The organism is Sphingomonas sp. PR090111-T3T-6A (genome assembly GCF_000383095.1).
Taxonomy (GTDB): Bacteria; Pseudomonadota; Alphaproteobacteria; order Sphingomonadales; family Sphingomonadaceae; genus Solisphingomonas.
In genome coordinates, this window is record NZ_AORL01000021.1 from 804607 (window position 1) to 816796 (window position 12190).

Genomic DNA, 12190 nt, shown 5'->3' on the forward strand with positions numbered 1-12190 from the left:
GGAGGCTTCGCCCCTCCGATCACTGGTGCCTGAGTTCTATCTTCAAGGCATCCGGGCTGTCGTCGACGAGAAGATGGGCTGTTTGAGCCGCCGCATCGAAGCTCGGGTCGAGCCGCTTGCCATTCACCGTCGCACCGGCAGAGCCCTTCCAGCCATGCACGGTAAGGCTGATGCGATGCCACCAGGGCGCGAAATGCCCCGTCGGCCGGTCGAAGGATAAGGCGATCCCCGCGGCGCTCAGGGTGCAGCGGATCTTCCGCCGGAAATAGGCTCCGTTCCGATAGGCCAGGCTATGCCCGTCATCGAGGTAGAGGTCGCCCTCGCAGTTCTGGCCCGGATAGACGTCGATCGAAAGCGGCCCTTGCGGGGTTTCGGACGTGCTCTGGACGAGCGGCTGACGCGGGATGATCGCACCTGCCCGCACGAAGACGGGAAGCGTATCCAGCTTCGGCGTCTCCGGGACAGTAGAGCCGCCGGCGCTCCCCTCCGTCAGGGTCTGCGCGGCCGCTTGCACCGGTCCGGCAGCCTGCCCGGCTTTCCCTGACGTGACCGGCCGACCGGTCCAATAGTCGTACCATCCCCCGGCGGGCAGACAGACGTCGTAAGACTGCGGCGATTCCGGCTTGGGCGGCGGGGCGACCAGAATATCTCGACCGAGCGTGAAGCTCATCGACTGATCGCAAGTCGCGTGGATCGCATCCGGATAATCGTAGAAGACCGGCCGCATGATCGGGTCGCCGGTGCGGGCGTTCTCGTCGGCCAGCGCGTAGAGATAGGGGAGCAGCCGATACCGCTCCTCGATGAAGCGGCGGCGGATGGCGAGATGTTCCGGCCCGTCGACCCAGGGTTCCGCACGGGGCGTGTCCTTGGCCGCATGATCGCGGAACAGCGGCATGAAGGCGCTGATCTCGAACCAGCGGGTCAACAGGTCCGCGCTGGGGCCGCCCGTGAAACCGCCGACGTCGTTGGCGCTGTAGGAGAAGCCCGACAGGCCGAGATTGATGACCTGATGGACAGCGAGCTTCAGATGATCCCAGGTCGCGCTGTTGTCACCCGTCCAGGTCGCCGAATAGCGCTGGCCGCCGGCATAGCTCGCGCGGGTCATCACGAAGGGGCGCTCGTCGGGGCGGAGCGTCGACAGGCCCTCGAAGGTCGCCCGCGTATTCTCCATGCCGTAGACATTGTGGATCTCGGCATGGCTGGCTTCGCGCGGGGCGAAATCGTCGCTGGCGACACGGTGGATATTGTCGACCGGCATGGTGGCGGTCGGCGTCTTGAACACCGAGGGCTCGTTCATGTCGTTCCAGATGCCGGCGACGCCCGCATCGAGCAGCGGCCGGAACAGCGTGCCATACCATTTGCGCGTGGCGGCATCGGTGAAGTCCGGGAAGACCGAGGGCCCCGGCCACACCTCGCCGACATAGACCTGGCCCTTCGCATCGCGCACGAAATGATGCCCGGCCATGCCCTGATCATAGGGCGCATATCCCTCTCCGGGCGCAGCCGCGACATGCAGGTCGGCGATGGTGACGAGACGGAAGCCATCCTTCCGCAGGCCCTGCGTCATGCCGGCGAAGTCGGGAAAGGCCTTGGTGTTGATGGTGAAGGGCCGGTTGCGATCCTGAAAATCGATGTCGAGCCAAAGGACGTCGGTGGGAATGCGATCGCTGCGCAGGCGGGCCGCCACCTGCTTCAGCTCGGCCTCGTCCATGTAGCTGTAGCGGGACTGCTGGTAGCCGAGCGACCAGAGCGGGGCGAGCGGCGCCCTGCCGGTCAGGTCGGTGTAGCGGCGGACCACCTCCGCCGTGGTGGGGCCGGCGATGACATAATAGTCTATCGGCCCGCCCGGCGCGCCGAAGCGGATCAGATCGGCATCGCGATGGCCGAAGTCGAACCAGACGCGCCATGTGTTGTCGAACAGGATGCCGTAGCTGCCGCCCTCCCCGCCGACCCCGATGAAGAAGGGGATCGACTTGTAGATCGGATCGGTCGAGCTGTTGAAGCCATAGGCGTCGGTGTTCCAGTCGACATAGCTCATGCCGCGCCGGTCGAGCGTGCCGCCGGTCTTGTCGCCGAGGCCGAAGATATGCTCGCTCTGCGGCAGGTGCTTGGAGAGCGTGAAGCCCTGCCCGTCCACCGTCATCGGCCGGGCGGCATCCCGAGAGATGACACGCCCCTCCGGATCGGTGACGGTGAGCCTGCCCGTCGCCGGATCGATATGCACCCTGAGCGCCGTGGTCGCGAAGCCGTCGGGCGTCGCCGTCACCGCGACGCGCTTCGCACGGATCGCGGCATCGACGGCCCAGCTTGCATCCTCCGGCAGATGTCCGTCCGGCGCGGTGCGAACGCGCAGGATGCTGTCAGTGAGCGCGGTCACACGCATCGTCGCGGCGCCGCGCCGGGCCTCGACGCCGCCGGGGATCGCCACCAGCGCCCCTGCCGTGACGGCCGGCGGCGGCGCCGGCCGCGCAATCGCTGCCGATGCGCCAAGCGCCAGACACCACCATGCGACCGCGAGGCCGGAAACGCCCTTCTTCACGCAAAATCTCCCTGGAAACTCACTGGTGCGCCGTGGCCGTGCGATGGGGGCCGTCACGGGCAATCCGGTCGAGCAGCGCGTCATGCGTCGGCTGACGCAGCACCTGATCGCGCACGAAACCGAGCATGGCGCGGAATTGCGCCTTGATCGCTTCCGGCGCCGTGCGGTCGATAGGCGGAAGCCAACTGACCGGCGACACCCCCTGCCCGATCAGCAGAGCCCGCCAGCTATCCGGCGCGAAGCTCTCGTCCTCGAATGGCGCGATCTCTCCCCGCGCGAGGAAGGTGGCGATGAGGTGATCCAATTCCGGCGAACGCCGCGCCCCCCGCGCTTCCGCCCAGAACGGCGAGGACAGTTGGCTGGCGATATAGAACGCCGACTGGAAATCCCGCACGCGGCCGAGCGCCGAACGCATCACGCGATTATATTCGGCCCGCAGCGCCGCGAAGCCTGTCGAAGCCGGGAAGCAGGCCAGTAGATGCACCAGCCCGAGCTGGACGACATGCAGCCCGATATCATGGATGGGATCGGCCACGCGCGCCGCTTCGCCGACGGCGATGCAATTGCCCTCCCATGGTTCGGCCAGACAACCCGGATCGACGGCGCGGATGTCGATCCCCTCGAGCGACAGGCCGCCAAGTGCCCCGGCATCCCGCACCGCCGCCTCGTCACCGTGATGCGCGCTCGACCATGCATGGAGCAGATGCGTGCGGCCGGCGGCAGGATGGAGCAGCGTCCATCCGCTCTCTCCTAATCTGATTTCGGCATAAGCAGGCACCGAGGAGAAACGCGGCGCTGTGGCGGTCAGCAGGCGATCCACAGGGAAGCTCTCTCGCCAGCTTTCTCGCGGGCGACCTCCAGACAGCCCGCTGCCGGCATCGATGAAAAGCAGCCCTTCCACCCGCCGTCCATCGTCGAGGAGCAGTGCGGCGATGCCTTCCTTCCCCCGTTCCGCTGCAACCGAGCGGGCTTCCAGCGCCTCGACGCCGAGATGCACGGCGAGCGCCTTCAGGCAGCGGGCATAGGGGATTGCCGGCAGATGATAGCCATAATCGCTGCGGCCATAGGCCTCGGTGCTGTCGTCGGGGAACAGGATACGCCCCTGTCGCGCGGCGGCGGCGGTCAGCGAGAAATGCTCCAGCGCCACGTTGAGGCCGAGACTGCGGGCCTTCAACCAGTAAGCGAAGAAATCCTGTCCATCGATCCTCGTGCCGAAGGAACCGAAGGGGATCATGAACGGGGGCATCGCGCCCGTCGTGTCAACGACATTCTGGCCGAGCGAAAAGGCCCCGCTGGTCAGTCGCAGCAATGTCGCCTCGTCGATCCCGAGCCGGCTGTGCAACGCCTCCAGCGCCGGCTGGGTCGCATGGCAATCCGCCGCGCCCGCCCTGCCCGGCAGCTCGACCGCGCAGACCGCGACGCCCGCCGGCGCCAGCGCCTGCCGGATCGTCGCAGCGGCCAGCCAGAGCGGTGCGTCGCGCCCCGCGACGACGACACGATCGATCGCGCTCATGCCGTCATCCTCACCGCCGGACCGGCACCGCAATGGCGAGCGATGAAATCCTCGTGCGAGGGCATCATGCCGAGCCCCGCCTCGATCCGCCCGCGAAGGTCCGCGAGGCGCTGCTCCACCTCGTCCAGCGGCAGGCGGTCCGCGAGGCGGCTATAGCCTCCGGGCTCGATCCCCTGCCCGACCAGCACCGAAAGCCAGCTATCCCGCGAGAACAGCCCATAGAGATAGCCCGGCGCAGCGGCGCTCTCCTCGAACAGCGCGATCTTGTGGGCCAGCGTGTCGGGCAGCGTCATGGCCCGCATATGGTCCCAGAGCGGCTGCCCCTCGCGTCCATTGGCGATGTAGTGGAGCAGGAGAAAGTCGCGCACCCGATCATATTGCAGCGAGGAGAGCCGGTTGAACTCGGCTGCCAGACGCGCATCGACCGGGCGACCCGGCGCCGGCATCAAGTTGGCGAGGTCCATCACCGCCGCCTGGATCAGGAAGATACTGGTCGACTCCAGCGGCTCGAGGAAACCGCCGGCGAGCCCGATGGCGACGCAATTGCCCTCCCACATCCGCTCGCGCCGCCCCGCCTGAAAGCGCAGCAGCCGGGGCTCCGCGAGCGGCGAACCCTCCAGATGGCCGAGCAGCGTCTCCCGCGCGCGGCTCTCGTCGCAGAAGCGGCTGGAGAAGACATAACCGTTGCCCACCCGATGCTGGAGCGGGATGCGCCACATCCACCCCGCATCCCGCGCCGTGGCACGCGTATAGGGAGTGAGCCGTCCCACCCGGTCGCACGGCACCGCGAACGCGCGGTCGCAGGGGAGCCATCCGCTCCAGTCCTGCCAGCCGACTCCCATCGCCTGCCCCACGAGCAGCGAGCGGAAACCGCTGCAATCGACGAACAGATCGCCCTCGATCACCGCGCCCGACTTGAGCCTCAGCGCGCGGACATGGCCGGTGCCGCCATCCTGCTCGACGTCGAGCACCAGCCCCTCAACCCGCCGCACCCCGCGCCGCATCGACCAGCGCCGGATATAGTCCGCATAGAGCGAGGCATCGAAATGATAGGCATAGGCGTAGGTCGAGCGGATCGACGCCGTGTCTTCGGAAGGACGCTCGAATGCATCGGCGCGCGCCAGGGCCACCGCGTAGCTATAGGCCTGTAGCGGAGCGACCTTGCGTCCCGCCAGCTTCGCCCGTGCCCAGTGATGCTGGAAATCGACGCCCGCCCAGCGCTCGCCGAACGTGCCGAAGGGATGGATGTAGCGATCCCCGTCGCGCGTCCAGCCGATGAACTCGACGCCGAGTTTGATCGTCGCCTGCGTCTCGCGCATGAACTCGGCCTCGTCGAAGCCGAGCATGTCGTTGAAGGTCTTGATATGCGGCAGCGTCGCCTCGCCGACGCCGACCGTACCGATCTCGTCGGACTCGACGAGCGTGATGGCATAGTCGCGCGGATCGAGCAGGCGGGAGAGGCCGGCCGCCGTCATCCAGCCCGCCGTCCCGCCGCCGACGATGACCACCCGGAGGGGCTGCCCTGCCTGCATCCGCCTGTCTCCGCTCGAGGTGGATGGCGCCGTCGCAGCCGAGGCCAGACGGCTCCCTGCCATCAGAACTTCACGCGGGCGCCGAACTGGACGCGCCGGTCGACGCGGCTCCAGTTGGCATCCCGATACACCGGCTTGGCGCCCGGCGTCGCAGGGGAGTCGCCGAAGATCTCCTGCTGATAGACGGTCGTCGTACCGAGCAGGTTGGTGCCCTCGACCGACAGCTCCAGGAACTTCCAGGGCGAGAAGCGCAGCGATCCATCGAGGAAGCCCGCCGCCTTCTGAAACACCGGAAGGCCGATGCAGCAATCGAGATTGTCGGTGAGATACCGCGAGCGCCAGTTGTAGGCGAGACGGAAGCCGATCGGCCCCTTCTCGTACAGGCCGACGACGTTAAACGAATGGGTCGAGATGCCGGCCAGGCGATGGGAGTCGATCGTCGAGGTCGGCCCATTGACCGTCACGCCCGCACCGAAAGCGCCGGTGCCGCCATCGGTCAGCGCGCCTTCCGTCACCAGGTTCGAGTTGTGGATGCCGGACTGGTGCACATAGGTGTAGTTCGCCTGCATGCCGAGGCCGGAGAGCAGGCCGGGCAGGAAATCGAAGAAGGTCTGGTAGTTGGCCTCGAAGCCCATCAGCTTCCCGCCGCCCTTCTCGTTGCGGGGGCCGCGCATGATGACCGTCTGGGTCGAGCCGTTGTTGGTGAAGTCCCGAGCGAACTCGCCATAGGCGATGCTGCCGTTGAGCTTCTTGAAGAAGCCGTCGATCGTGAAGGCCGAGCCGTGCGCCATGTAGCGCTCGAACGAGATGTCGATCTGGTCGGCGGTGATCGGCTTCAGCCCGCCATAACCGGATTCCGCCTGGAAGACGAAGTTGTAGCCCTTCACATTGGCCGCCGTGTGCGGCGCATTGGGATCGGTGTAGACGATATAGGGCGAGGTCGCCGTCGGATCGATCAGCGGCTGGTTGATCATCACATAGTTGCGCAACAGGCCGATATCCGGCCTCGACATCGCGCGCGAATAGGCGAAGCGGACGTAATTCTTGTTGTCGAGCCCGAAACGCACGTTGAAGCTCGGCAGCCAGTTCATGTGGTTCGCCTTGAAATTATTCGGCGAACCGCCGCCATTGGCGAAGGCGCGGATGCTATCGGTCAGGTAGCAGGATGGGTTGACGATGCTGGTGCCGCTCAGCGGCGCGTCGCAGGGTGCGAGCGTCAGCGTGGTGACGTCGGGGAAGCTGACGCTACCGTCACTCTTGTCCCAGGTCCTGACGGCGCGGACGCCGACATTGCCCTGCACCGTGATGCCGTCGAAGATCGTCGTCGAATTGCCGCCGAACTTCAGCATCGCATAGCCCGCCAGCGTCTGCTCGCGGATGTGCATGATCTCGGACGGCGTGTAGCAGCCCACCGTCGCATTGGCGCGATCGCAGATCGGCACATAGCCGGGCGAGATCGGCGAATTGGTGTTGGCGCCGCTCAGCGCGCCGACAAGCGCGTCATAGTCCCTGAGCGTCGCGCGGTTCAGATAGACGAGATCGCCGTTGGGATAGGTGCCGTTGCCGAAGAAGCCGTTGCCGAGGCTGGTAGACTCCCAGATGTTCGCGCCATAGCCTTGGAAGTCGCCGCTATGGCCGCAGGCCGCCGGATAGGGCGCGGGCGAGGTGTTGTCGATGTTGAAGCCCGGCCCGTTGCAGTTCCACGGGGCGGCGATCGACGTCCAGTTGAAGGTGGAATAGCGCACCGTCTGCTTGCGGTCCGCATAGCGCACGCCGACCTTCAGCGAGTCCAGCCAGCCGCCGGCATTGTCGAAATCATATTGCGTGTCGAAACGCAGCGCGAGCTCCTTGGCATTGTCGTCCTCGCGGTGCCCCTGGATGAAGGGCATCCAGTAATTGTGCGGGTTGGCGAGGCCGCCGTCCGCATAGTTGACGTTGGAGCCCGGCAGCAGCGTCACCTCGGGCGTGCCATCCTTGTTCACGGCATATTGCATGTTCGCCATCGAGCCGACGGCGACGAGGATGTCGTTATTGTGCACCGAGGCATCGATATGCTGCACGTCGAAATTGAAGTGCAGGCGATCGGTCGCATCCCACTTGATGTTGCCGGACAGGTCACGCGTGCCCTCGCGGTGGTTGAAGTTGCGCGCCTCGTTCTGGAAATACAGCCCCTCCTGCTGCGTCGCGCAGGATGAGCCCGCGCCGCAATAGTTGACGAAGGGCAGGCCCGGCACGGCCGAACCGTCGTCGATATAGTCGGCGGTGCTGCCGCCGCGCCAGTCGCCGGTCGGGTGCGTCAGGGTGCCCGAGACGATGTTGCCGTTGGAATCGAAGGTGAAGGGCGCGGTGCCCGGCGCCGGTTGCAGGATGCTCGCCGTGCGCGGGTTGAAGGACGAGGTGCCGTAGGCGTTACCGTCGAAGATGACGTGGCTGGCGCGCTCCAGCCAGGCGTTGTGATATTTGGAGTTCGTGTACTGCACCGTCGCGCGCAGATTGCCGGCGTTGTTCTCATATTGCCCGGCGACCGAGAGCCCGCGTCGCGTACGGTCGTAATCGACCTGGGAATAGCGGATGCCGTCCGGCACATAGGCCCAGCCGCTGCCGCCGAACGGATTGGCGGTGCAGGGCACCGTGCCGTTGTTGACGATCGCATGACCGTCCGCATCGATGTCCCCGGCGGAGCAATAGGTGTCGATACGATCCATGATCACGCTCTCCGTGCGCGTGACCACATGCGAATAGGCATAGTCGCCGAGGATGCCGAACTTGCCGATCGGCGTATGGAAGACGTTGGAATAGATGCCCGACGCCTCGCCCGTCCACTTCTTCGAACGGTCGCCATAATCGGCCTTGCCATTGACCGAGATCACCTGTCCGTCTGTGTCGAACGGCAGTCGCGTGCGCAGGTTGACCGTGCCGGCGATGCCGCCCTCGATCATCTCTGCGGTCTGGTTCTTGTAAGCGTCGACGCCGGCCATCAGCTCGGGCGAGACGTCGTTGAAGTTGAGCCCGCGCGAGGCGTCGGCGGAGAAGCTGTCGCGCCCGTTGAACTCGGTGCGGACCTGCGTGAGCCCGCGAATGAGCACGCCGGTCGGCTCGCCCGACGGGTGGGTGCTGTCGTCGTTCGACTGGAGGCGGTTGACGGTGATGCCCGGCACGCGCTGGAGCGCCTCGGACACCGACTTGTCCGGGAAGGCGCCGATGTCGGTCGCGGTGATCGAGTCCACGAAGGTATCGGCATTCTTCTTGATGCCGAGCGCGGTATTGAGCGCGCCGCGCACGCCGATGACGACGATCTCCTTCGTCGCATCGCCGCCGGTCTTGTCGTCGCCGGCATCGGGGGCCACGGCCTGCGTCGCCTGCAACGGCGCGCCGCTTGCCGACGCGAGCCGGATCGGTGCGGAAGAGTTCGTGCCGGCCGCCGGCGCCTCCTGCGCCCGTGCGGCCACCGCGAAGCCCAGCGCGGCGAGCACCGCCAGCGACGCGCCACCGCGCAAGGCTATGCTGCGGCTCGGATGACGATCCCCCATTATCTCTCCCCTCAGTTCGCCTCGTCCCGCGAGGCCGATGTTATGAAGCCGATACGCGTGATCGGGCCGCGCCAAACAGGCGGCGGTGGAGAGCCGGGCATCCGAAAAGTGCGCGGCGCCTATATGCGCCGCAGCCCCCTTCACCACATCCCTCCCGAGGCGACGACCACTGACGGGCCGTTCGCCACCCCTCGTTTCGTTGCACATTTTTGCGCAATTTTGCGGGAGATTGCAAGAGGGTGTCACATTGTAATAATATCGTTCTATATCAGAATATTATATTATAATCCAATATGAGAAGCACATATACCGGCTCTCATTCGATCGATATTATGTTGACGGATTCGCGATCAAAGCGCAGATGAATGCAAATTTTTGCATAACGAGAAACGGCCGTGCGCAGGCAACCATCAGTGATGATGCGGGAAACCGTCCGGGGGGCAGCGCCGAGATGTCCGATCGGGCACCGTCAGCGTGAAGGCGGCGGCCAGCGCCAGCGAGCCGGCGGCGAGCGCCAGCGCGTAGATGGCATGCCCCCAGAAGAGCCGGGCCACCATCGCATCCAGCAAGGTCGCCGCGACGAGCTGCGGCAGCACCAGGAAGATATTGTGGATGCCCATATAGACGCCGACCTTGCGCGGCGGCAGCGCGCTCGACAGCATCGCATAGGCGGTCGAAAGGATCGATGCCCAGGCACAACCGATGCCGATCGTGGGCAGCCAGAGCCATATCGGATCGTCGATCAGCACGAAGCCGAGCAGCCCCAGCGCGCCGAGCAGCAAGGCGACCGCATGGACGGCGCGCCGCCCCATCCGCGCCGCGAGCGGCGGCAGCGCCAGGGCCACGACCGCCGCCACGCCATTATAGCCGGCGAACAGCACGCCCACCCAATCGGCACATTGGTTATAAGCCACGGAACCGGGGTCGGCGCTGCCATAATGCTGCGCAGCAATGGCGGGCACCGTATAGACCCACATCGCGAACAGCCCGAACCAGGTGAAGAACTGCACCACCGCCAGCCGCTTCAGCACGAGCGGCATGTGGAGGATGTCCTCGACGATCTCGAGCACGCTGACGGAAGCTCCGCCCCGTCTCCGGATGAGCACGGCCATCAACTGCGCCATGCCGAACATCACCGCCAGCGCTGCGACGATGTAGATGCCGCGCCGCAATGCCTCCGCGAACGCGAAACCGCCCACCGCCACGCCGGCCACGATCCACATCAAACCGCTGCGGATCAGCTTGGTCTCGCCTTCGCGGGTCGGCGCGGCGGGCACGTCCGCGCGATGCTTCTCTGCCTCGATCGCCTCGGGCGGCCGTTCGGAGGTCGTGAAGATGCTCCACGTCACCGCCACCAGCAGGAAAGCCGCGCCGACATAGAAGGCGATCCGCACCGTCGGCGGCAGCACATGCCTCGGCCCCACGCCGGACACGCCCCAATGCGCCAGCATCCAGGGCAGCGCCGAAGCCAGCACGGCGCCCAGCCCGATGAAGAAGGTCTGGATGGCGAAACCGGTGGTCTGCTGCGCCTCCGGCAGGCTGTCGGCGACGAGCGCGCGGAACGGCTCGGCCGCGACGTTGATCGATCCGGTGAGCAGCCACAGCATCAGGCTCGCCATCCAGATCGTCGAGGCGTTGGGCATGGCGAGCAGCGCCAGCGCGGTGAGCAGCGCGCCGCCCAGCAGATAGGGCCTCCGCCGCCCCAGCGGCCCCCAGGTGCGATCGCTCAGATGGCCGATCAGCGGCTGCACGACGAGCCCCGTCACGGGCGCCGCGATCCACAGGATGGCGAGCCCGTCGACGCTGGCGCCCAGAGTCTGGAAGATGCGGCTGGTGTTGACGTTCTGGAGACCCCAGACGACCTGCACGCCGAACAGGCCGCAGCACATGTTCCAGATGCGCGCCCGGCTCAGCGGCGGCCGTGTGCCGTCGTCGATCGCCAGCATTCCCCCTCCCCCGGTCCGCTCGCTTGCAATGGCGGAGTTCCGATGTCTTAACTTGGCCCGCGGGCCACAGCCAACCTGAGCGCAATGGGTAACGGTAGCAACAGCAATACGACGCTCGAAGATCTGGCCAAGCTCGCAGGCGTTTCGGTATCCACCGTTTCGCGCGCGCTCAATGACCAGCCTCTCATCAGCGCGCGCACCAAGCAGCGCATCTGGGCGCTGGCGCGCGAGCATAACTATCCCTTCCGCATGACCATGCCGGCGAGCCCGATCGGGGCCGAGGGCTCGATCGCGATCGTGACGCCGCATGTGCGCAGCGGCCCCCTGCCGCTGTCGCATCCCTTCTTCCTGGAGCTGCTCGCCAGCATCGGCGAGGCGGCGCGTGCGCGCGGCTGCGATTTCACGGTCAGCCATATCTCGCCGACAAGCTATGAAGACCTGCTCCACGCCACCACGACCAGCCGGGCGAGCGGCGTCATCTTCCTCGGCCAGAGCGTGTTGCACGAGGCCCTCAACCGGCTGGCCGAGACGAACGCGCGCTTCGTCGTCTGGGGCGCGCAGATGCGGGGACAGCGCTATTGCTCGATCGGCTCCGACAACGAGCTGGGCGGGCGGCGGGCGACGCTCCATCTGGCGCGGCTGGGGCGCAAGGCGATCCTGTTCATCGGCGGATCGGATCTGGAAGCCGTGCAGCGCCGCGAAGGCTATACCGAGGCGCTCAGGGAAAGCGGGCTGGACGCCGATCCCCGGCTGATCGTGCCGGTCGACTTCGAGCTGGAATCGGCGGAAGCCGCTGTCGGCCGCCTGCTGAGGCGGCGAGTGCATTTCGACGGGATCGTCGCGTCGAGCGACCTGATCGCGCTTGGTGCCATCAACGCCCTGCGCCGGGCCGGCCTTTCGGTTCCGCGCGACGTCTCGGTCGTGGGTTATGACGATATGCTGCTCAGCCGCCTCTCGACCCCCGCCCTGACCACGATACGCCAGGACACGGCGAGCGCGGGCCGGATGCTCGTCTCCCGCATCCTGTCGGACCATATCGACCATGAGCCCGAACGGCTGGCCACCGATCTGATCGTGCGCGAGTCCTGTGGCGCATAGCCTGCGGCTGTTCGATTATAATTTTAACGGCG

Annotated in this window: 6 protein-coding genes; 1 reads left to right on the forward strand and 5 read right to left on the reverse strand. The window is 66.3% G+C overall.

Annotated features, from left to right (window positions below):
* Nucleotides 1-19: 19 nt before the first annotated feature.
* The 5 genes from ST3T6A_RS0113910 to ST3T6A_RS0113930 form a co-directional block, all read right to left on the reverse strand.
* Complete coding sequence (locus tag ST3T6A_RS0113910) at nucleotides 20-2539, reverse strand: glycoside hydrolase family 31 protein (RefSeq protein WP_019833548.1); 2520 nt, start codon at nucleotides 2537-2539, stop codon at nucleotides 20-22.
* 19 nt (nucleotides 2540-2558) lie between these two features.
* Nucleotides 2559-4052 carry a tryptophan 7-halogenase gene (locus ST3T6A_RS0113915; protein ID WP_019833549.1) on the reverse strand — a complete coding sequence of 498 codons (1494 nt, stop codon included), beginning with the start codon at nucleotides 4050-4052 and terminating at the stop codon, nucleotides 2559-2561.
* Nucleotides 4049-5584 (reverse strand): tryptophan halogenase family protein, encoded by a 1536-nt coding sequence (locus ST3T6A_RS0113920; protein ID WP_019833550.1) that lies wholly within the window; start codon nucleotides 5582-5584, stop codon nucleotides 4049-4051. Before ST3T6A_RS0113920 ends, ST3T6A_RS0113915 begins: the two co-directional genes overlap by 4 nt.
* Nucleotides 5585-5646: 62 nt before the next feature.
* Complete coding sequence (locus ST3T6A_RS0113925) at nucleotides 5647-9114, reverse strand: TonB-dependent receptor (protein ID WP_019833551.1); 3468 nt, start codon at nucleotides 9112-9114, stop codon at nucleotides 5647-5649.
* A gap of 410 nt (nucleotides 9115-9524) precedes the next feature.
* The gene (locus ST3T6A_RS0113930) at nucleotides 9525-11060 is read right to left on the reverse strand and encodes an MFS transporter (RefSeq protein WP_019833552.1); all 1536 of its coding nucleotides are present in this window, start codon (nucleotides 11058-11060) and stop codon (nucleotides 9525-9527) included.
* A gap of 84 nt (nucleotides 11061-11144) precedes the next feature.
* On the opposite strand from ST3T6A_RS0113930, the gene ST3T6A_RS0113935 reads away from it, so the two are divergent.
* Complete coding sequence (locus ST3T6A_RS0113935; RefSeq protein WP_019833553.1) at nucleotides 11145-12158, forward strand: LacI family DNA-binding transcriptional regulator; 1014 nt, start codon at nucleotides 11145-11147, stop codon at nucleotides 12156-12158.
* Nucleotides 12159-12190 lie beyond the last annotated feature (32 nt).